This is a genomic window from Moritella sp. F3, assembly GCF_015082335.1.
Classification (GTDB): Bacteria; Pseudomonadota; Gammaproteobacteria; order Enterobacterales; family Moritellaceae; genus Moritella.
Map to the genome: position 1 here is coordinate 122142 of NZ_BLRL01000004.1, position 20708 is coordinate 142849.

Genomic DNA, 20708 nt, shown 5'->3' on the forward strand with positions numbered 1-20708 from the left:
GTTCAAAGGAATGATGATGAGTAACTTTACCGCGCTGGCTATAATTAAAAAACCCTTATTTCAAGCATCAGTTATCGCCATTGCATTTGCAGTATGGATGGCAAGTGGCTCTGGTTCTGCGCAAGATAGCGCGCAGCTAGATAACGCTGTTGCGACTAATAATGCCAATACTGCGGTTGAGAAACCAATTCCCCAAGTGCGTACTCAGCAATTTGATGCACAGTTGATTGCCCGTTCCATTTCGCTTTATGGCCGCACGGCTGCCGATCGTGAAACGAACCTTGGCGCTGAGATTGCTGGCCGTGTTGAAGAAGTACTCGCCAAGCGTGGTAGCCTCGTTAAAAAAGGCGATGTTATTGCCAAGATGGAACAAAATGATTTGCCGCAATTATTACTGCGGGCGAAAACATTATATAAACAACGTGAAATTGAATATCAAGGCGCTAAAAAATTAGCGGATCAGGGTTTTCAAGGTAAAGCCCGTTTAGCGGAAGCTGCTACGGCATTAAGTGATGCATCGACTAATGTGTTCACTATCAAATTACAGTTAGAAAAAACCATCATTATTGCGCCTATCTCAGGTATTTTGAATGAACGCCATATCGAAGTGGGTGACTACCTTGCTAAAGGTAATCCGATTGCGACGATCGCCGACATTAACCCATTGATTATCAAAGCTGACGTCACAGAGCTTGATGTTAATAGTGTGCAATTAAACCAAGTTGCGAAAGTGCGCTTAGTCAGTGGTAAAGAGATTGAAGGTAAAGTGCGCTACATTTCACGTGTTGCCAACGCAGCAACGAATACTTTCCGCATTGAAGTGTCTATCGATAATGACGATTTAAGCTTATCCGCGGGTGGCAGCGCAGAACTGTCATTACCATTGCGTCAAGAATGGGCAGTGAAGCTATCACCATCAACATTAGCCTTGGATGAAGAGGGCGTGATTGGTGTTAAAACAGTGGTTGATGAACATGTTGTCTTCACGCCGATTGATATTCTGAAAGCGGATGCGCAAGGTTCTTGGTTAACAGGCTTAGGTAAAAAACCGACTGTTATTACCGTTGGTCAAGGCTTTGTACGTGCGGGTGATAAAGTGGATGCAGTGCTAACGAGGGTGCAATAATGAACGGTATTATTACTGCTGCGTTAAACCATAGTCGCACCGTTATAATGTTACTGCTGCTTATTTTAATTTCAGGTAGCGTGACTTATCTTAATATTCCCAAAGAAGCCGAACCGGATGTGCCAATCCCGTTTATTTACGTATCAGTTAATCACCATGGTATTTCCCCTGAAGATGGCGAACGCGCATTATTACGGCCGCTAGAACAAGAGCTCCGCGGTATTGATGGCCTGAAAGAAATGACCTCCACCGCCAGTGAAGGGCATGCATCCATTAAGCTAGAATTCCATGCGGGAATTGACAGTAATATTGCTTTAGCCAGCGTGCGTGAGAAAGTCAGTTTAGCCAAAGCGCAATTACCAGATGATTCTGAAGAGCCTGTGGTCAAAGAGATCAGCATGGCCACGCAAAAACCTGCACTGACGGTGATTTTATCCGGTGATGTCTCAGAGCGTGCACTTATTAGTGTTTCACGTGAATTAAAACAAAAAATTGAATCACTTACCGAAGTACTGGAAGTCAGTGTCGGTGGTGATCGCGAAGACATGATTGAGATCTTAGTTGACCCATTATTAATGGAAAGCTATAACCTCGATCAGAATGATATTTATAACCTTATCTCAAGAAATAACTTATTGGTTGCTGCGGGTACGTTAGACAGTGGTCAAGGTCGTTTTCCCGTTAAAGTACCGTCGGTATTTGATTCGTTAAAAGACGTACTCGATTTACCAGTGAAAGTGGATGGTACACGGGTGATCACGTTTGGTGATGTTGCTGAAGTGCGTCGCTCATACAAAGATCCCGTGTCGTTTGCGCGTATTGATGGTCAAGCGGCTGTTTCGCTGGAAGTGAAAAAACGTCCCGGTGAAAACATTATTGAAACAGTCGAGAAAGTAAAAACCTTAGTTAATCAAGAGAGTGTATTTTGGCAAGGTGTGATCAAAGTTGATTTTACCGCCGACAGTTCTGAAGACGTCAAAGATATGCTCAGTGATTTACAAAACAACGTGTTGTCAGCGGTATTACTCGTCGTGATCGTGATCATCGGTAGCTTGGGCGCGCGCAGCGCGTTACTGGTTGGTATTGCTATACCGGGCTCTTTTCTTGCTGGTATTTTAATGCTGGCAATGTGGGGTTATACCATTAATACCGTGGTGCTATTTGCCTTGATCATGGCGGTGGGTATGCTGGTGGATGGCGCGATTGTCGTGACCGAGTTTGCCGATCGTGAAATGAATGAAGGTCGCAGTAATAAAGAAGCTTACGGCCTTGCTGCGAAACGTATGGCTTGGCCTATTATCGCTTCGACAGCGACCACATTAGCGGCTTTTGCACCGTTATTGTTCTGGCCTGGCATGATGGGCGAGTTCATGAAGTTCTTGCCGTTAACCCTAATCACCACATTAAGTGCATCGTTAGTCATGGCGCTCATTTTTGTACCAACACTCGGTGGTATATTTGGTCGTCGTCGTAACCTCTCACCGTTAGAAAAAAAACAGACTGAAGTGGCTGAACACGGAGATGTTACCCAGATGCCTGGCATGACGGGTTGGTATATTAAATTACTGAACGGCGCGATTAAAAAGCCGTGGTGGTGTTTAGGCGGGGCGGTACTTTTCTCTATTTTGGTGATTAAAGCGTATGGCGTTTACGGCAAAGGGTCTGAGTTCTTCCCGAATGTAGAACCACCGGGTTTTAATATTATCGTGCGCTCGCAAGGTGATCTCTCCATCTATGAGCAAGACGCATTAATGCAGCAAGTCGAAGCTAAATTACTGGGTATGCCCGAGATTGAAACACTTTATGCTCGCACAGGTAAAAGCGATCAAAAAGGGGAACAGATAGGATCGTTGCGCGTTAACTTAGTTGACTGGCAACAGCGCCGTAAAGCCGATGCGATCATCGCTGATATTTTAATGAAAACGTCGACCTTAGCGGGTATTGAAATTGAAGCGCGTAAAGATGAAAGTGGTCCACCGCAGGGGAAAGATTTACAGCTGGAATTAAGTTCACGTTATCCAGAGTTGTTAGAGCCGACATTGGCGAAAATTAAAGATTTTGTGGCGACGCAAGGCATCTTTACTAACGTCAGTGATAATGGCGCAAAACCGGGTATTGAATGGCAGATCAAAATTGATCGTGCGGTTGCTGCTCGTTATGGTGCCGATGCATTGTTAGTGGGTAATAACGTGCAGTTTGTTACCACGGGCTTACGTCTTGGTGGTTATCGCGCTGATGATGTTGATGACGAAATGGATATTCGAGTGCGCTTTTCTGAGCAATACCGTCATATTAACCGCTTAGAAGATTTACGTTTGAAAACGGCGGCAGGGCAAGTGCCATTAAGTGTATTTTCAACTTTAACGCCAGAGCAGAAAAAAGACTCTGTGCGTAAAGTGGATGGTCGCCAAGCACTGAAAATTGAAGCGGATTTATTACCGGGTTATAACTTAAATGAGCAGCTGCCAAAATTAATGGTGTTGATGAAAGGTCTCGACCTTGATCCGCGTGTGACAATACGTTTACGTGGACAAAACGAAAACCAAAAAGAGTCGGCTGACTTTCTGAAAAATGCCTTGTTAATTGCATTAGCAGTGATGGCGATTATTTTGGTGACGCAGTTTAACTCTTTCTATCAAGCGTTCTTAATTTTAACCGCAGTGATTTTTTCTACCGTTGGGGTATTCCTCGGTTTAATGGTGGTACAAGAACCGTTTGGTATCGTGATGTCTGGTATTGGTGTGATCTCGTTAGCCGGTATTGTGGTGAATAATAATATTGTGTTGATTGATACGTACAATGTCCTTAAACGTGAAGGGCTGACTGCTGTTGAGGCTGTATTACGTACTGGTGCGCAGCGTTTACGCCCAGTGATGCTGACGACGATAACTACTATCTTAGGCTTGATGCCAATGGTATTGCAGATGAATGTCGATATTGTGAATCGCACTACCACGTTTGGCGCACCATCAACACAATGGTGGTCACAATTGGCAACTGCTGTGGCGGGGGGGTTAACCTTTGCGACGGTGCTGACGTTGGTATTAACGCCATGTATGTTGGTATTGGGCGATCGCTTAAGTCGACGTTTAAATAAACACAAACCCGCTGTTAATGTGAGTGACGTGACCGCGAATGATGATGGTCGTTTTAATGATAGCTTTGATGACGAGCAACACGTCGCTTATTCTTCAGAAAAGCAAGACTCAGCAACATTAACCGCAAGCCGATTAACGAACTAATGATTTGTTAGATAACTAATGGCTCTGTTAAATAGTTAATAGTTAATAGTTAATAGTTGATAGTTAGATAAAAAACAGGTGCTAATTTAGCACCTGTTTTTTATCTGTTGATTTACTGAGTATTAAAGTAAAGCTATTTCATTTTGCAAGCGCGCCACACCAGTAATAGCCACGACAGCATTAAACCACTACCGCCCGACGGGGTGATGTTACTTAACCATTTCTCACCCGTTAATGCATACAAAATCAAACTGCCACTGAACAGCATAATGCTGATTAATTGTAATCCGGCAACCCAATTAAAACGGCCTTCTGGAAACTTATTATCTAACAGCACCAAAAATAGCATGCTCAAGGTATGAATAAACAAATAATCTCGTGCGGTGGCAAAGTTAGCGATGCCGTTATGAAGTACCAGTTGTGAATGCCATAAATGCGCCCCCAATGTACCGATAAGAATATTGCCAAACATTAATATTGCACAGGTGACCAGGAAAAATTTTATCTTGGTGGTACTGCTATTTCCTACGTTATTTGTGATGTTATTACCATTCTGCATTGTCTGTTACCTTCATATATAGAAAGACTTAGTTTGTTGTAATACTTAATTATTATTTTTACTTTATGTAATAAAGCTGTCATTTATCTTACATTTTTTGTTCATGTTAATCACACATCTTTGTCATATTACACCTTTAGTATTCATTCCAATTAAAGCAGTTACTCAGTTATTCACTGTTAAATGACAACTGCTTAACGATTCAATTACTTACAACTTATATTTTATCTTTTTATATTTAGCTAATGGAATGGAACCTAAAATGAAAAAATCACTACTTGCACTGGTATTACCAAGTTTATTCGCATCAACGGTTGGCGCTGTTGAAGTTTATAAAGACGATGGTCAATCTGTTGATATATATGGCCGTGCATATGTTGGTCATAACTTTGGCAGTGAAGATAGCGATGAATATGGTAATGACTCTTATATCCGTATCGGCGCTAAATTAAAATCAGATATCTCTGAGTCATTATCGGCCTTTGGTCGTTATGAAGTTCAGTACGACCTTAAAGATAGCGAAAAAGACCCTACAACGAAGACCCGTTTAGCGTATGTAGGCCTTGATAGTGAAGTTGGTGCATTCAGCTTTGGTCGTCAATACGGTGCCGTGTCATTGGTATCTGATATTACTGATATAGCTTACACCAATGCATACGGTGGTAACACTGGTGTCGGCTCAGATCATCAGGGTACAGGGCGAGATAACAGTTTATTAAAATACAGCAATAAATTTGGTGGATTACAATTAGATGCGACATACCGTTTTGAGGAAGCTCAGAATGAACAAGACGAGATAGACGGTAAACAAAATGCTGCATACGGTTTAGCTACAACGTATGAACTTGATTTTGGACTAACACTCGCGGCAGGCTTTAATGCGAGTTCACCAACTGATGATTACGATGCATCAATTTTCTTAGTGGGTGCAAGCTACAAAAAGGGTCCAGTAAATGTAGCTGCAACATATGCACAAGGCTCTGAATTTGAAGCTAAAGGTAAAGACCACACAGCTTATGAATTAGCGGTTGAGTACAAGATCACGAAGCAACTTCGTGCACAAGTATTATATAACTTCCAAGAAATCGAAGAGACTGTATCATCAACTAAAACAGATTCTGTTGATGACCTAGTGTTCGGTGTACGTTATGACTTTAACAAGAGCCTACGTACAGTAGCTGAATACCGTATTAATGGTGTTGATGGTAAAGATGATGACTTCCACCTCGCTGCGCGTTACAGTTTCTAAAGAATTAAATCCTACTATCGCACCTAGAATGCCATAGCAGGATTTACTGCAGTCATTGCAGATATAAACAAGGCGGTTAATCTTCGGGTTAACCGTTTTTCTATGCATAATGGTATTGTCAATGCTCCCCTCTATTTACTCCTTGTTGTATCTACTTCATATTCAAACCGTAAGCTTGTTGTGTATCAATTGAAAACAGTTGATAATGGCTCGAAATTTCTTGTTGGGCATTATATTTGAGCCTATAAGCTTCACCTTTGGCAATATTCTCTAGCTTTAAAAAGCAGGTAAATACAATGCAGCAATTAGACCTAAGCGCCTACACTTGCCCTTTACCGCTGATCAAAGTAAAACTCTGGTTAAAGCAAGCTGAGCTCGGTACTGAAATTATCGTATTACTGACCGACCCTGGTTCTCGTCAAGATATACCTAAATTTTTGATCAGTCTCGGTCACACAGTTGTTGAGTTAGAAAGTAATGCGTTGATATTACGTATTCAGATCACCAAACTAACCCAGCACTTATCACTGACGCAGCTCAGTACTTAACACTTATAAATAATACAATCTTAAGGCAATTACAATTTATGATCTCTGTCGTATCCCGTTGGTATCAAGAACGTTTTTCTGACCCGCACGCAGTCACTCTATTCTTACTGTTAGTATTTGGCTTTTCGGTTATTTATTTTGCTGGTAGTTTAATTACGCCTTTTTTAGTGGCGGTAGTATTAGCTTATTTATTGGATTGGCCGTTAATACAATTAATGCGTTTGGGGATGTCGAGAACCTGGGCAACGGTCATTATTTTACTGCTCTTTGTCACCTCGATGGTGATGTTGACGCTGGGCTTAGTACCAACGGTATGGCATCAGGGGGTGACGCTGGTTAAAGCAATGCCAACTATGCTCAAGCAAGGTCAAGAATTCTTGTTGATGCTGCCACAAGAAAATCCAGACATATTTAATGCTGAGCTAATTAAAACAGCCTCGTTGGCAGTGCAAGATCATGTTGTTAAGTCGGGTGAGATGATAGTAAGCGCTTCGTTTGCATCATTATTTGATTTAGCTGCGATCTTGATTTATTCGATTTTAGTGCCGTTATTAGTGTTCTTCATGCTCAAAGATAAGCAGATCCTGGTAAAAGCCTTAGTGAGTATTTTGCCGCAAAATCGTCGTCTGGCGATGGAAGTGTGGACTGAAATGAATGGTCAAATTGCCAATTATATTCGCGGTAAAGTATTTGAAATTATCATTGTTGGCTTTTGTACTTGGTTAGTGTTTTTCTTTACTGATTTACAATACGCAGCACTGCTTGCGGTATTGGTGGGTTTCTCGGTATTGATTCCTTATATCGGCGCAGCTGCGGTAACAGTACCTGTGATGCTTGTTGGTTTGTTCCAGTGGGGTCTAACACCTGAATTTACTTATATGATGATAGCGTACGGTATCGTGCAAGCGCTGGATGGTAACTTATTAGTGCCGTTGTTGTTCTCGGAAGCTGTGAACCTACATCCGGTCGCGATTATTATGTCGGTATTAGTGTTTGGTGGTATGTGGGGATTCTGGGGGGTGTTCTTTGCTATCCCATTAGCAACCTTGGTGAAAGCGGTATTTAATGCTTGGCCAAAGCGTGGCGCGATCCCGGTTGAAGGTTAATTAGGCTAGACTGGACTGGACTACAAGAACAGGCTGCACAGTCTAAACAAGAATAGCCAAACGATGAACAGCCGGTGAACCTGAATTTTATTTTGGTCACGGGCTGTTTTTTATTATCTAGTTATATAAATATATGTATTTATTCAGCAGCCAGTAATGTATCTGTCTTTGCTGCGCAAACAAAATCATTCTTATGCAGACCTTTAATGCTGTGTGACCACCAAGTGATCGTCACTTTGCCCCATTCAGTTAATAGTGCCGGATGATGGCCTTCCACTTCTGCCATTACCGCTACACGATTAGTAAAGGCGATAGCTTGTTTGAAATTTTTAAACTTAAACTCACGCTCTAATTGCATGATATTGTCACGCACTTCTACCGCCCAATCAGGGATTTGATTAACTAATACAGCTAGCTCTGCATCACTCACTTGTGGTGCATCGGCGCGACAAGCTTGGCAACTTTGTTGGTTTAATTCAGTCATGATTTGTTCTCGTCTTATGTTTTAAAGAGTGTTTTAAATGATATATTTCAATTCGTCTTAAGTCGTTTAATGAAGCTCTGCTTTGGTCTCGCTAGATGTTAACAAGCCTTATCTTCTTTCGGAACATAGGCTGACGGTTTCATGCCTAATATTTTAGCTTCTTTGATCAAAGTGATTAAATCGAGCTTAATTAATTGCTGTAAATCTGCTAGTTGGTTAATAACAAAATAATTCTTTTGCAGTTCATCAATACGGTAATGGGTTCGAAATGCCTCGATGACTTGCAGTGGTTGGCGATTGGGAATATCGCTTTCTAGGCTGTAGCAAGTTTCTTCTTTTGACGACAGAATACCACCACCAAAAATTTTTAAACCTTGCTGACTCTGCATTAAGCCAAACTCAATGGTAAACCAGTACAAGCGAGCCAGCATCGGGCGGTCGGCTTTGTCGGCTTTTAATCCTAGCTCACCGTAATGCTGAGAAAAATCAGCGTAAGCTTGATTGGTGAGTAGTGGGCAATGGCCAAACAGTTCATGAAAAATATCCGGTTCTTGAATGTAATCTATGTCTGCTTTGGTGCGGATAAAAGTCGCTGCTGGAAAACGTTTATTCGCCAATAATTCAAAAAAGCGTTCAAAGCCAATTAAAGCTGGCACGTTCTCTACTTGCCAGCCAGTTAATTTTTTTAGTTTTCGGTTAATATCTGGCAGCTGTGGGATTTGGTCTGCGCTCATTTTAAGCAGATCAATACCGGCAATAAACTCGTCACAGGCCCGGCCTTTAATGATCTCGGTTTGACGGTTATATAACGTAGCCCAAGTGCAGTGTTCCTCATCGCTATAATTGATGTAGCCGTGTTTATCTGGTTGGCGTGAAACATATTTTGTTTTCGCTTCAATAGCTAAAGATGAGTTCATAATTACTTCCTAGTGCTGTGTTATTCAATTGATATTAGATTAACCTTAATTAAATATGCAGTACAGATTCAGGAAACTGATAAATAAACCAGTACAGATGTGTTAATCTGTCACTGTACTGGTGAGTAATTTGATAAACTGTACTGGTTTATGCCATATCGATTATTCATGCTTAAAAATCAAATGATAAAAGTAGCTAACACCAATGACTAAAGTATTGTTATATCAGCAAGTCGCCGACGATTTACGCGACTTAATTAATCAAGGCGTGTATTTGCCGGGTGATAAACTACCGTCGCTACGCGCTTTATCTGTAAAGCGGAAAATGAGTATTGCCACGATACAAAGGGCGCTTGAAGAACTTGAGATTGTTGGACTGATTGAGGCTCGGCCTAAATCAGGTTATTACGTCTGCTTTAATAATAGCACTGACGCGGTGATTGAACTGCCTAGTATGGGCATGAGTATGACCATGAAACCCAAGTCGGTGAAGATCCATGAACTCGCCAGTCAGATATTTCATCATTGTAGTGAGCCTAATGTGATCAACATGGGCACCTCGTATCCGTCGAGTGAGTTTATGCCGACGCCCGCGTTACAAAAGATATCCAACCAAGTGATCAAACATCACATGGCGGATATTGTTGAAGTGCAGTTTTCGGCTGGTAATACATTATTACGCGATGTGCTGGCCAAGCGCATGAATGAATTTGGCTGTCAGGTATCAGCGAGTGATGTCATTGTCACTAATGGCTGTTTAGAGGCCTTGTCGGTATGTTTACGTGCTGTTGCTAAACCGGGCGCTACGATAGCGTTGGAGTCGCCAGGTTTTGTTGGTTCGTTGCAGCTAATTGAATCATTAGGTTATAAAGCGCTAGAAATACCATGTCACCCTGTTACCGGTATGAGCCTTGAAGCGCTGGAATTAGCGTTAGAGAAGTGGCAAATATCAGCGGTGTTAGTGGTGCCGAGTTACAGTAATCCACTGGGTTCATGTATGCCGGAAACGAATCGTAAACTGCTGGTGGAGTTGTTATCAACTAAAGATATTCCGTTGATTGAAGATGATTTGTTAGGGGATTTATCCTTTGATGGGTCGCGTTTAAAACCGTGTAAGGCATTCGATAAAAAAGGCATGGTACTGTATTGCTCGTCGGTATCAAAAACCATTGCCTCGGGATTACGGGTGGGGTGGATCGCTCCGGGCGCTTATTACAAAGAAGTGTCTTATTTTAAGACGTTTACTAATATTAGCGCACCACAGTTTTCACAGATTGTCGTGGCGCAATTTTATAATAGCGGTAAGTATGACCGCCATGTACGGCAATTAACGGCTAAGATCGCCAAACAGGTGTATCAGATCCAATCGTTAATACGTCAACATTTCCCTGACGGTACCCAAGTCTCGAATCCGCAAGGTGGCTGCATTTTGTGGGTGGTACTCCCCCAAGATATTGATGGTCATGAACTGCATCTTAAGGCGATTGACATGGGCATTGGTATTATTCCTGGGCAGTTAAGCAGTGCGACGAATAAATTTGATCACTGTATCCGTATTAACTGTGCTTGCGACCCTAAAATTGATATGCAGGGCAGTATTAAAACATTAGCCGCTATCGCGAGTGAACTGCTGGTAAAATAGCTGGTTGATTAGCTCGTTGACTAAATAGGTGGGCAGCAGGGGGTAATACTGAATGTGATGCATATCACAGTTATAAATGACCAATATCAATTTTTATGAGGAGGTGGGGCGTTATAATCTTACCTCCAAAGTCATTCCATTCTCAAGTTACGCGTTTCTGTCGTGCTTAGTTGGTCTTGTTGTGAGTAAAAGCCATGAGTCAAAAACCGAATCTATCTATCGCTATGACTAACCTTATTACAGAAGTACGTGGCGTATTTCCGTTCTACGAACCTGAATCGAGTATTTGTGGTGATTCTTGTGAAGGTTGTCCGAAGAAATTATTAGAATTAGTCGACTCTGAACTTTGTTATTGGGAAGACCAAGTCAAGCAAGGCACTGCGCCGACTTTTGATGAATTAAACCGTGTTGGTAAATTGTGTAAAAATGTACGACGCGGCTTAAAACGCAATGGACTAGTTGATTAACGTTAACACTCATCAGTTAGCACTGTTATAACAGGGGGAAGTGGTGTTGTGGTTACGGGATTTTCGTAGCGAACTCGGCATTTAAAACGGCCACTTTTTTGGTCATAATTCTCGGTAAAGAAAATGTAAATATGATTCTGGGCTGTGGATTTATCGGTAAAAAAAGGCGCTGAATTACGATCTTTGTTTGCTGTATTTCTATCTGTTGAATCAATATCAAGCCACGCTTTGACTTGCGCATTGATAGCAATAAAACTATCTCGCCCGCGTACAGAAGGATAACCGTTATATAAAGGGACTGAGGTACCGTTAATATTAATGGTACCGGCACCTATATTTTCACCTTTGAGCACTGCTCTAGAATATACAAGTTGTAACGCACTTCGCATTGAACCGTGGATAGATTCTAAATTCTTAGCTTTTGCATCTGTTCTTAGATTGATAAATTTAGGTACAGCTGTCGCTGCTAATATGCCAAGAACTACAATCACGATGACTAATTCAATTAGGGTAAAGCCGCTGTTTTTTGTATAGCTGTTTTTTGTATAGCTGTTATTTGTATGTGTATTTCTCGGCATAAATCCCAACATTAATTATCTTATTGATAGGATTTATCTTATTTCATTTCGCATGGACGACAAGGTAAATGTGACTGATTGTTTATAAATAATGCAATTCACCTGTAAATATAAAGTATGATATATATCTGTATTGTAGTTAGTTTCTTGTTAGCGTTAACAGCCTTTTGCGAGCTAATGTTCTAGCGATGTAGATTATACTTTTGTTGAAATAGCCATTCACCAAGATAGTGCCAAATCATCTTGGTGCTTAACTGCTTACATACCTCAGATATTACGTGGATATACAGTTGGCTTTACCTTACATTGTTTAACATGCTTTTTAGTCGAACGTTTCAGGCCTGCGCTATATTTAGCGACGTCTACAGTGACATTGATATGGTTGATAGAAACCTGCATATTGCCGGTGGTTTTATATGATGGGTCCTTGGGGATCGTTAATGTGCTGAGTAACTCGTCTTTGCATTTAACGGCTTGTTTGTTTATATCTGCTTTTCGATATGCAATTCTCTTGGCTTTCTGCGCCTGTTCTTCTCTGTATTGTTTGTCTATTTGCGCTTTGTTATCGGCTGATTTACTCGTTTCCTGAGCTTTCCTCTTGGCTGTATCCTGCTTTATTTTCTGTTCTTGTTGGATTTTCAGCGCTCGCTTTTTTTCTTGGTTTAGTGTTAATTCGCGGTCGTATTTTTTCTTTGCATCGCTGCGGAGGTCACATTTAAGCGGGGTATGATTACTCCATTTTCCGTGAACTTTGGTTGTGGTCATAAACATATATCCGTCACGCTGCTTATGCATACTTCTGATGGCTATATCGGCCTTGGCGGTAAGTTTACGGACTTGTTGAGGGAAGGTTTTATCTTGTTTGTAGCATGTTTTTACTTGGGCTTTCTGGGATGGTGTGAAGCCTTTTGCATACAGGAGTTCGCCAGCTTGAGCCTGTGTCGATAGGGTGAATATGAAGGCGATGATGGCAAGTATGAAGTTGGTTTTAGCGTTGAATTTCATTTTTAAAAGTCTCTTTCAGGCACAATAAAGTTGGGAGGAGTGCCTTGTTATTATCAGGGCTTATTATGACAGACCAAATTCTGCAGTGTCATTAATTAAGAAAATAAAGGTTCGAGATTATATTTAGGCTGAAATGGACATTCACCAAAATGATGCAAAATCATCTTGGTGATATATGGGGAATTAAAGGGATAATACTGTAAGAAATACGGAGCTAACATGACATTTTAATCGGGGACAGTTTTGTTTTGCGTATTATAGTACTTATGTTTAACAACATAAAATACAACTGCTTATTTTAAAATAAACACTAAAAAAACTAAGTTTAAAATAATACTTAATTTGGTTTCAATAATTTACCATATGTTATGACGACTACCAGTTAGGTGCTAGAATCTGTAAGCAATTAAACAACTCAGAGGCATATCGTGCTAATTAAATTACTGACTCCAGCCATACTAATTACTTTACTTTCTGGCTGCCAATCAACAAATACCTATCCACCTATTGAAAAGAAAATTATAGCCCCACCAAACCTAAGTCAAGAACTAGAAGGGACGGAACATAAAGTATGGAAAGAAGCTTCGTATAAAAAGATTCGTAGCGAACTACAAGATGGTGAAATCATTATATTTAAAAATGTAGAAGCTAAACTTTACGGAAGTACTTACATTTATCTAGGCGACATTTATTCACTTGATGGGCAGATGCTGTTTGATAAGAAGTACAGCCTACAAGATGTTGGTGTCATCGGAATGAAGAAACATATCAACAAAAATATTAATAATGATGTGGTTAAGGTAACTAGAGGCGTTCGTTATCATGGGGATATTATAGCAAGCAATGGTTTTTCAGAGACTTATTGGAAAACTACAGGTGGAAAAAGTCCAACAGCCATACCAGTAAGAGATTACACATCATCTCTTACAAATAAGCACGATGCAGCAAAAACTCATAATTACGGTTTACGTATGAATTGTTTCAAAGGAGATGTTTATGTTTCATTTTTGAACCGTGAAACTTACGCTGCAACTGGTGAAGATATTACTGTAACTGTATACGCTCCATATTTGAAAGGAAAAACATATCAATCTGAATCTGTAGGTCATACAGGGGTATCGTTAAAAGTAGATAAATATATAGACCGTATTCTACTGGAAGATGATGCCATCAAACTACAAGCTTACAGTCATGCCAATAGAAAATTTGTTGAAGTCACTGCATATAACAATGGACTAACGGAAGCTTATACACGTGTAAAAAATAATTGTGCATTATGATAATCATATTTTATTAAGCGTATATGAGGTGACATATCAATAAACCTGTAGTTCGCTATGTAAATATAGCGAACTAATTAACTCAATATCCATTCGGCATATTAGACGCTAAGCCCAACTAAACTTTACCTATTTAGGCTCTATTTAACATATTTTATGTAACACGCATAACCAAAAGCATACTCACATAAGATCCCCACTCTAAAGCTTATTTACAGATGCTAACTTAGCTATAACAGACTAAAAATGATGAGATAATTTTGCACTAAATTGGGGAATCAATGTTTCAGCAAAAATAAGCCTAGAACATCTATTTACCAAGTAACGCTAAGTTTAAACTTTAAGCTCAGAATACAAAGCCTTTGAGGGGTCCTAAGCTCCTTGTTAGCTTAGATCGTTTATAGTAGAGTGTGAAAATTTAAGGGTGCCATTATGTTTAACTCCAAGCTCGAGTTTCAACAATTCTACGATAATGCTGGCGATGTTTCGTTACTTTGTAACAAGAAGTCGCTAGCCAAACTAATCTCGTTAGATTTACACGAAATTGTTGAGCTTACTTTAGAGAAGAGACCTAAGCTGATAAGAAAGTGGAAAGATATACTCCCACTATGTCAATTGGCATTATTACTAGGTAATAATCGTATAATTAACTCATTACTAATTACCTTCCCAAAAGTAATGCTTGATGAAAGTATTACAAAAGAATGGTCTGAAGAATTAGCTTCTAGTATTTTAGATTTAAGCTTATCCGAATTACATGAATTTACTTTTACGAACTTTGATAATGATGATACTTCGCCACTCATTTTCACAGTTAATGCTTTGAATGGAGCTCAAAAAGAAGATGATGCGACAGAACTAGTTTACCATTTGAATAATAAACTTACCCTGAATTCTAAGGTAAAACACCGACATATATTGTGTGACTTCCTAGCCCGAACCTCTTTGAATAAAGAGCAACTTTCTAAACTGATTTCTGGACGAACCAAACGCCAGTTCACTCATGTAACATTTTCTAGCTATTTCTTTGACTTTACAAATAAGAGTTTATTAGCTTATATCAAATGCCTATATGATATTTATAAACTTGAAGAGATAAATGTTCTACATACCGAGATCCATAAAATGCTTCGTGAGGAAGACCTAGATTATTCAACCTTAGGAGAGTTCATGTTGAAAAAATTAATTGAAGCAACCCTCTTAGCCATAGATCACAGTGAAATATAGATCACGCATTAATCGACCACCAACAACTATAAATTATTAGATAAGCTGGTATCAAAGTTAAGCTACCTGCAGTGTTGCGACTCCCATATCGCAACCACATTTTTAAATTTATTATAAACTGCTTTTAGCTTCTTTCTTATTTTTGAATACTTCCTTTTTAAGCTTATCAGGGTGCATTGCAGGTCTATGCCTATGTACCATAGCATGACAATTCGGACATAATGGTATCAAATCTTTTATAGGGTCAACCTGATACTCATCGTTTATTAATGAGATGTCATACACATGATGCACATGAATAAATCCTTTCCCTAATTCAGATCCATAGAAATCAGCAAAATCAAACGAGCATACATAGCACTGAATACCATGGTGCAGAATACTGTCATCCCTTGCATTTGAGTTACGCTCATAAACATTAACAAGCACTTGTTTTACCATCCCTTCTTTGTGAAAAGAAGGCTCAACTTCGTCAGGGTGTAATTCAATGAAACCGAGAGCATTCTTTAACTTATATGTACCTGCTTCTACTTTTAAAAAGGGTGATGATACGCCTTCTTTATTTATTGATTTTGTTATAATCGCATTTATTGTCAACTCAGGGGTTTTTCCTGCGGTAGTACACAACCCCCTAGTTAGAATAGTTTTAGTTAAATGCTTGTAATGAACAGGCTTCTGTAACTCTTGCATTACTAATAAAATGGCTTCCCTAAAAGTCACGATGTCACCTTAATATTAAACCCCATACTACACATTCCAAATAACACCTTTCAAAATGTCATACCAAAGATGTAGTTCACGCGGAAATTAAACTACGCAATTTATCTATGGTTATCCATGGCTTATAACGATGAATAACTCTATGACAATTTGCACACAAAAGAGCTAAATCATCTAGCTTAGTTTTAACTCCCACCTTAGTATCTGAAAGCGGATTTTTATGATGGCATTCGATATAATCTTTTCCTCTAATACCATATACATCAGTAAAATTGAAATGACAAACCTCGCAAGATAATGACCCATATAAATCTAACGCTAGCTCTTTTTTTCGGATAACGATGTCAGAATTTCTTTCTCTTCGTAAGTGTGTTTTATATACAAGCTGCCCTTCTTCAACCTCCATATCAGCAATTTCAGTTTGATTAAATATATTGGAATCATCTAGCATATTTGCTTCGATTGGAGAGCCTTTCTTAAGAAGAGAACTACGAACCGATTCAACAAAACAACGTTCAAAAAATTCTAAACCAAAATTTATATTTTTATGTTGCTCTAATACTTTGAAATCATATCGATGTGGATAAATGTCATCACTCCAGACTTCATCAGTACTTTCATAATAATTGCTTGTGACTTCACATTTAGAAAGAGACTTAATTACCCCAAACAGTTCTTCAGCAGGAACTCTCGGAAATCCATTTTTTTCGTTATTGCCGATAGCACCTTTCAATTTTTGTAAGTGTTGGACAAAAAAAACTATATCTCCTTTTTGGATATTTTTTATTCCAACTCCATTGAAGATACGTTTATGTCCCCAAATGCCTTTTTCAAAACCTATATTAAAGTTGCCTTCAGCCTTCTCTCCAACATATATAACCCAGCACTTCTTCATACAATAACTCACTATTTTATTTAGAAATCAAAAAACTCCGATAGTATCCCTAATTAACAAGACCACTATACGGTCACTTAACTTCAGTTAAAGAACGACTAATCCGAGCGCCCTGATATTGCGCTTTAACTAAAATCGTAGCTTTGTATTGATTATCAGCTTGTACCACTACGTCTTGTGATACCCCATTGGGGAATTGAATTCGACCTTTAAATGTTCTCATAATTCTTCCTTCATACTTGATAGCAATTCGTTTTATATGTTTTCAGGTTTATCCAAAATGTTTTTCACGATGACAGTTAGGACATAATGCTTCTGAGTTCTCCACAGAATCTTCGCCACACTCTGATAGAGGTGTAATATGATGAACCTCCAAATAGTGGCTCTTATTTGATTTCCGTAAAAATGGAGCATTTGAATCACAACACTCACATACACCTTCTGCTCGGAGTAATACCTCAGCAACAACATCAGGGTTTCTATCATAAACCGTTACAGTTACCGTCAGCTTTCTAGGTTTTTTATCAGCTTTTCTTAGCCTTTCACGTCTTTTTTCATCACACCCTTTCAACGATAAAGCGGCTAAATTTACCAGCTCGTTATTCATATCTTGTAAGGTCAAAATACTTGTATTCTCGGAATCCCAATGGAACTGTATTGGCTTACAATTTCTATTGATTGTTAGCTCTTTGTACTCACTTTCGTTTTCTAGAACAAATCGATAGGCTTGGTTTTTTATCTGTTCATCAACAGTTCTTTTAGGATTGTTGTGACTATCCTTTTTCTGTTGATAAGCTTCAGGGTAATTCAATATCAGTTCATTAAGAATTGAATTACGATCATATTTTTTATTCGGGTTACCTTTCAAAAGGCTAAGGATTAACTCATTCGATATTGACATTTTGCCTCTCTAATTTTCATTGTAGGTTCCCAGTTTGACTAACGTTTTCGTAGTAGGACATTTCGACGTCCCAAATACATACTCTCTAGTCAACAATTAAAAAATACTTGTATACAACTGATTTTATTCGATTTTAAGTTTTCATGGAAGAAGTTCAGGACTTTTACCTGACAAACTGAGACTTAATGCTAGAAACAAATAATATCTTATAGAATCATAATTTATTATTTCAAAAGGCGGCACTTTGGCGGCATAGGATGGGTCGTATTGGGTGCATATGGATAGGGCTACCGATTACAAAAAAATAACACTGTAATTACATACAGTATCGATTTGGGCTTCAACTCCCCCTGACCCTAATAACTCTTTCATAAGATCAAAAAAGCCAACAGTCATGTTGGCTTGTTTTGTTCTTAAATTCATAAGACACGATTATTTAGCGGCTAAATAATCCAATACTACTTGGTGGTGGTCTTTAGTCTTAAACTTGCTGTATTCGCCTTCTAGTGGCACAGCTTTTAGCGATGCAGAAGTAAATACGTGCTCAATTACACCTTGCTCGTCGATTAAGAAAGAAAGGCGGTGGATACCATCATATTCCTTACCCATGAATTTTTTAAGGCCCCAGATACCGAAAGCATCTGCGACAGCATGATCTGGGTCTGAAAGTAGGCTAAAATTTAATTCATCACGGTCAGCAAACTTAGTTAGGCGAACAACTTCATCTGGGCTAAGGCCAAGTACTTCTACATTTAGCTCAGCTAACGCTGTGATATTATCACGTAGCTGTTGTGCTTGTGTCGTACAACCCGGAGTCATTGCTTTTGGGTAGAAATAAGCTAAGACTTTTTTACCAGCGAATGAATCAAGCGAAACGCTTTCATTATGTTGGTTGAGCAGGGTAAACGATGGTGCTTTATCACCAGATTTTAAAGTTTGCATGGATATCGTCCTAACTGTTAATAGATGTCTAATAAATGATGAATAAATCGTATGTAGCTATTGTGCGGGAGTTTTTGTCTGTCGACAAGGGGCTTTTTATAACCGACTTTTTATACATATGACGAATTGATGTAACGCGGCATAATGCCTGAACAAAATAGTGATAACGACTATGTTGCTGCGATTTTAATCGTAGCGAAGGAGATGACAGTGCAAACATTAACGCAATTATGGTTTCTGCTTAACCGGTTAAACAGATTTAGTTTTAAAGTGAATAGCGACAATGAATCTGTGACAGGTTGGCAAGGTGAAGGGCAGGGCTTAATTAAACGTCGTGGCAGCGTCACGGATGAATCTGTCGATCCTGAATTTGGCGTGATTGTTGAAACGATTGAACGTGGTGATTATCACGTATCTGTCGATCGTAAAGTCCCTATGCATAATCAATATTTATGGCAGTTCCAGGGCGACTATATTCGCTTAACGCACTTACGCTTTGGCTGGGATAAACCGGTATTCTTGTTTGATATTATCGAAAATGAGCAAGGGAAATTAGTCACGCGGCAGTCACATCAATGTGCAGCAGACAATTACGATGCTTCGTTTGTACTAAATTCAGAGAGTCTTGAAATGCAATGGCGTATTCAAGGACCCAAAAAATGTGAAGTATTGGATTATATATATTGGACATAATTAACACGTAAAAGTTGATATATTTTATGTATTATTATGCATTGTTTGTTGTGGCCACTTTTTTATCTTTTAGGCTTTGTTTTCTATCGATATGTACAATATTAAATTAACGACATACGGATATGAGGACTAGCTTATGTTAGAACAAAAACAGATGTTATTTTCGTTATTATTGGTAAGTTTTGTATTTATAGGGGCCACTGGTCATAAAAATACCGTGAATTCAGGTCAACACTATTTAAATACCTTGAGTTGCGCGAGTGATAAATCGGGTATTGAAGGGTATAGCGGTATAAAAAGTTGCGTTTTGGGTAGATAAAGTGAAAAGATGACAAATCTTACACTCACTGTTTATAGTGGTGAATGTGCAAATTATTTACTCTATAAATGGTACTTTTATTTATCATTATATAGTAATTTGAAATATACGACTTTATGTCGGGTTAATTTGAAAAAAAATCATACTTCAGCTTGATTGCAAATGGAAATCATTATCACTACACTCGCGTTATTTAGAATCTAGACTAGGTAACAAGGTAGTTGTATGAAAAAAGTAAATTGGAAACGAGTCAACCGTAAAAGCCATTATTGGGGGGCTGCGATCATAGCACTACCGATAATCGTTGTTCTTATTAGTGGATTATTACTGCAAGTAAAAAAAGAAGTTACTTGGGTGCAACCTGCGAGTATGAAAGGTGAAACTAAAATCCCGCAACTATCATTCCAACAGATACTCGACATTGCTAGCACTGTGCCCGAAGCTGAGATCCAGAGCTGGAAAAATGTCAGCCGTATGGATGTTAGGCCTTCGAAAGGTATTGTGAAAGTCAGAGCTAAAAACAAAGTCGAAGTTCAAATTGATAATGCCACTGGTAAGATCTTGCAAGTCGCCTATCGTCGTTCAGATCTGATTGAATCATTGCATGATGGTTCGTTCTTTCATGAACATGCTAAATTATGGCTATTTTTACCGGCTTCAGTCATTTTACTTATGTTGTGGATCACGGGGATTTACATGTTCTTAATGCCTTATATATTAAGACGTCAGAATCGTAAGAAAACCGAATTAAGAGAAGCTGGTGATTCATTATCTCAATCGCTTAATCCATAGGTAATCATCAGTAAGT

General features: G+C 39.1%; 21 protein-coding genes. 11 read left to right on the forward strand and 10 right to left on the reverse strand.

Annotation, left to right across the window (positions count from 1 at the left end; genetic code table 11):
• Positions 1 to 16 precede the first annotated feature (16 nt).
• Together JFU56_RS09085 and JFU56_RS09090 are read left to right on the forward strand one after the other, a co-directional pair.
• A complete protein-coding gene (locus JFU56_RS09085; RefSeq protein WP_198436976.1) occupies positions 17 to 1126 on the forward strand; it encodes an efflux RND transporter periplasmic adaptor subunit in 1110 nt (369 codons plus the stop codon).
• The gene (locus tag JFU56_RS09090; RefSeq protein ID WP_198436977.1) at positions 1126 to 4368 is read left to right on the forward strand and encodes an efflux RND transporter permease subunit; all 3243 of its coding nucleotides are present in this window, start codon (positions 1126 to 1128) and stop codon (positions 4366 to 4368) included. Before JFU56_RS09085 ends, JFU56_RS09090 begins: the two co-directional genes overlap by 1 nt.
• 133 nt (positions 4369 to 4501) lie before the next feature.
• Here the strand turns inward: JFU56_RS09090 and JFU56_RS09095 are convergent, their stop codons facing one another.
• Positions 4502 to 4927 carry a DUF423 domain-containing protein gene (locus JFU56_RS09095; RefSeq protein ID WP_242065924.1) on the reverse strand — a complete coding sequence of 142 codons (426 nt, stop codon included), beginning with the start codon at positions 4925 to 4927 and terminating at the stop codon, positions 4502 to 4504.
• A gap of 262 nt (positions 4928 to 5189) precedes the next feature.
• Between JFU56_RS09095 and JFU56_RS09100 the strand changes: the two genes are divergently transcribed.
• The 3 genes from JFU56_RS09100 (at position 5190) to JFU56_RS09110 (ending at position 7830) form a co-directional block, all read left to right on the forward strand.
• Complete coding sequence (locus tag JFU56_RS09100; RefSeq protein ID WP_198436978.1) at positions 5190 to 6176, forward strand: porin; 987 nt, start codon at positions 5190 to 5192, stop codon at positions 6174 to 6176.
• Between the two features lie 296 nt (positions 6177 to 6472).
• Positions 6473 to 6724 carry a sulfurtransferase TusA family protein gene (locus JFU56_RS09105; protein ID WP_198436979.1) on the forward strand — a complete coding sequence of 84 codons (252 nt, stop codon included), beginning with the start codon at positions 6473 to 6475 and terminating at the stop codon, positions 6722 to 6724.
• Positions 6725 to 6762: 38 nt separating this feature from the next.
• Positions 6763 to 7830 carry an AI-2E family transporter gene (locus tag JFU56_RS09110; protein ID WP_198436980.1) on the forward strand — a complete coding sequence of 356 codons (1068 nt, stop codon included), beginning with the start codon at positions 6763 to 6765 and terminating at the stop codon, positions 7828 to 7830.
• Positions 7831 to 7969: 139 nt separating this feature from the next.
• Here JFU56_RS09110 and JFU56_RS09115 read toward each other — a convergent pair whose 3' ends face one another.
• Positions 7970 to 8314, reverse strand: a complete 345-nt coding sequence (locus tag JFU56_RS09115) for a 4a-hydroxytetrahydrobiopterin dehydratase (RefSeq protein WP_198436981.1) — start codon at positions 8312 to 8314, stop codon at positions 7970 to 7972.
• Between the two features lie 98 nt (positions 8315 to 8412).
• Positions 8413 to 9231 carry a phenylalanine 4-monooxygenase gene (gene phhA, locus JFU56_RS09120; RefSeq protein WP_198436982.1) on the reverse strand — a complete coding sequence of 273 codons (819 nt, stop codon included), beginning with the start codon at positions 9229 to 9231 and terminating at the stop codon, positions 8413 to 8415.
• Between the two features lie 205 nt (positions 9232 to 9436).
• Between phhA and JFU56_RS09125 the strand changes: the two genes are divergently transcribed.
• Together JFU56_RS09125 and JFU56_RS09130 are read left to right on the forward strand one after the other, a co-directional pair.
• Positions 9437 to 10873, forward strand: a complete 1437-nt coding sequence (locus JFU56_RS09125) for a PLP-dependent aminotransferase family protein (protein WP_198436983.1) — start codon at positions 9437 to 9439, stop codon at positions 10871 to 10873.
• A 194-nt stretch (positions 10874 to 11067) separates the two neighbouring features.
• Positions 11068 to 11340, forward strand: a complete 273-nt coding sequence (locus tag JFU56_RS09130; protein ID WP_198436984.1) for a hypothetical protein — start codon at positions 11068 to 11070, stop codon at positions 11338 to 11340.
• Between the two features lie 2 nt (positions 11341 to 11342).
• Here JFU56_RS09130 and JFU56_RS09135 read toward each other — a convergent pair whose 3' ends face one another.
• Both JFU56_RS09135 and JFU56_RS09140 read right to left on the reverse strand, forming a co-directional pair.
• Positions 11343 to 11930, reverse strand: a complete 588-nt coding sequence (locus JFU56_RS09135) for a type II secretion system protein (RefSeq protein ID WP_305798240.1) — start codon at positions 11928 to 11930, stop codon at positions 11343 to 11345.
• A gap of 255 nt (positions 11931 to 12185) precedes the next feature.
• Positions 12186 to 12923 (reverse strand): hypothetical protein, encoded by a 738-nt coding sequence (locus JFU56_RS09140; RefSeq protein WP_198437174.1) that lies wholly within the window; start codon positions 12921 to 12923, stop codon positions 12186 to 12188.
• Between the two features lie 428 nt (positions 12924 to 13351).
• Here JFU56_RS09140 and JFU56_RS09145 point away from each other — a divergent pair, with 428 nt between their 5' ends.
• Positions 13352 to 14203 (forward strand): hypothetical protein, encoded by an 852-nt coding sequence (locus JFU56_RS09145; RefSeq protein WP_198436985.1) that lies wholly within the window; start codon positions 13352 to 13354, stop codon positions 14201 to 14203.
• A 432-nt stretch (positions 14204 to 14635) separates the two neighbouring features.
• Positions 14636 to 15430 carry a hypothetical protein gene (locus tag JFU56_RS09150; protein ID WP_198436986.1) on the forward strand — a complete coding sequence of 265 codons (795 nt, stop codon included), beginning with the start codon at positions 14636 to 14638 and terminating at the stop codon, positions 15428 to 15430.
• 111 nt (positions 15431 to 15541) lie between these two features.
• Here the strand turns inward: JFU56_RS09150 and JFU56_RS09155 are convergent, their stop codons facing one another.
• The 5 genes from JFU56_RS09155 to bcp all read right to left on the reverse strand — a co-directional run bounded on the left by JFU56_RS09155 (position 15542) and on the right by bcp (position 18888).
• Positions 15542 to 16150, reverse strand: coding sequence for an HTH domain-containing protein (locus tag JFU56_RS09155; protein ID WP_198436987.1), 609 nt, complete (start codon positions 16148 to 16150; stop codon positions 15542 to 15544).
• A 76-nt stretch (positions 16151 to 16226) separates the two neighbouring features.
• A complete protein-coding gene (locus tag JFU56_RS09160; protein ID WP_198436988.1) occupies positions 16227 to 17045 on the reverse strand; it encodes an HNH endonuclease in 819 nt (272 codons plus the stop codon).
• Positions 17046 to 17118: 73 nt separating this feature from the next.
• Entirely contained in the window at positions 17119 to 17268 is a 150-nt protein-coding gene (locus JFU56_RS09165; RefSeq protein WP_198436989.1) for a hypothetical protein, read from the reverse strand.
• Positions 17269 to 17316: 48 nt separating this feature from the next.
• Positions 17317 to 17946 (reverse strand): HNH endonuclease, encoded by a 630-nt coding sequence (locus tag JFU56_RS09170; RefSeq protein WP_198436990.1) that lies wholly within the window; start codon positions 17944 to 17946, stop codon positions 17317 to 17319.
• A 432-nt stretch (positions 17947 to 18378) separates the two neighbouring features.
• Positions 18379 to 18888: a thioredoxin-dependent thiol peroxidase gene (bcp, locus tag JFU56_RS09175; RefSeq protein ID WP_198436991.1), complete on the reverse strand. Its 510-nt coding sequence runs from the start codon at positions 18886 to 18888 to the stop codon at positions 18379 to 18381.
• Between the two features lie 144 nt (positions 18889 to 19032).
• On the opposite strand from bcp, the gene JFU56_RS09180 reads away from it, so the two are divergent.
• Positions 19033 to 19581, forward strand: a complete 549-nt coding sequence (locus JFU56_RS09180) for a DUF6314 family protein (RefSeq protein ID WP_242065925.1) — start codon at positions 19033 to 19035, stop codon at positions 19579 to 19581.
• 544 nt (positions 19582 to 20125) lie between these two features.
• Entirely contained in the window at positions 20126 to 20692 is a 567-nt protein-coding gene (locus JFU56_RS09185; protein WP_198436992.1) for a PepSY-associated TM helix domain-containing protein, read from the forward strand.
• Positions 20693 to 20708 lie beyond the last annotated feature (16 nt).

Bases quoted from the DNA above. Each gene is read 5' to 3' on its own strand.
- JFU56_RS09170 (WP_198436990.1), bottom strand. From the start codon at position 17,946: ATGTCAATATCGAATGAGTTAATCCTTAGCCTTTTGAAAGGTAACCCG.
- JFU56_RS09165 (WP_198436989.1), bottom strand. From the start codon at position 17,268: ATGAGAACATTTAAAGGTCGAATTCAATTCCCCAATGGGGTATCACAA.
- JFU56_RS09085 (WP_198436976.1), top strand. From the start codon at position 17: ATGAGTAACTTTACCGCGCTGGCTATAATTAAAAAACCCTTATTTCAA.
- JFU56_RS09140 (WP_198437174.1), bottom strand. From the start codon at position 12,923: ATGAAATTCAACGCTAAAACCAACTTCATACTTGCCATCATCGCCTTC.
- JFU56_RS09110 (WP_198436980.1), top strand. From the start codon at position 6,763: ATGATCTCTGTCGTATCCCGTTGGTATCAAGAACGTTTTTCTGACCCG.
- JFU56_RS09150 (WP_198436986.1), top strand. From the start codon at position 14,636: ATGTTTAACTCCAAGCTCGAGTTTCAACAATTCTACGATAATGCTGGC.
- JFU56_RS09105 (WP_198436979.1), top strand. From the start codon at position 6,473: ATGCAGCAATTAGACCTAAGCGCCTACACTTGCCCTTTACCGCTGATC.
- JFU56_RS09130 (WP_198436984.1), top strand. From the start codon at position 11,068: ATGAGTCAAAAACCGAATCTATCTATCGCTATGACTAACCTTATTACA.
- JFU56_RS09100 (WP_198436978.1), top strand. From the start codon at position 5,190: ATGAAAAAATCACTACTTGCACTGGTATTACCAAGTTTATTCGCATCA.
- JFU56_RS09180 (WP_242065925.1), top strand. From the start codon at position 19,033: ATGCCTGAACAAAATAGTGATAACGACTATGTTGCTGCGATTTTAATC.
- JFU56_RS09095 (WP_242065924.1), bottom strand. From the start codon at position 4,927: ATGCAGAATGGTAATAACATCACAAATAACGTAGGAAATAGCAGTACC.
- phhA (WP_198436982.1), bottom strand. From the start codon at position 9,231: ATGAACTCATCTTTAGCTATTGAAGCGAAAACAAAATATGTTTCACGC.
- bcp (WP_198436991.1), bottom strand. From the start codon at position 18,888: ATGCAAACTTTAAAATCTGGTGATAAAGCACCATCGTTTACCCTGCTC.
- JFU56_RS09115 (WP_198436981.1), bottom strand. From the start codon at position 8,314: ATGACTGAATTAAACCAACAAAGTTGCCAAGCTTGTCGCGCCGATGCA.
- JFU56_RS09090 (WP_198436977.1), top strand. From the start codon at position 1,126: ATGAACGGTATTATTACTGCTGCGTTAAACCATAGTCGCACCGTTATA.
- JFU56_RS09160 (WP_198436988.1), bottom strand. From the start codon at position 17,045: ATGAAGAAGTGCTGGGTTATATATGTTGGAGAGAAGGCTGAAGGCAAC.
- JFU56_RS09125 (WP_198436983.1), top strand. From the start codon at position 9,437: ATGACTAAAGTATTGTTATATCAGCAAGTCGCCGACGATTTACGCGAC.
- JFU56_RS09135 (WP_305798240.1), bottom strand. From the start codon at position 11,930: ATGTTGGGATTTATGCCGAGAAATACACATACAAATAACAGCTATACA.
- JFU56_RS09185 (WP_198436992.1), top strand. From the start codon at position 20,126: ATGAAAAAAGTAAATTGGAAACGAGTCAACCGTAAAAGCCATTATTGG.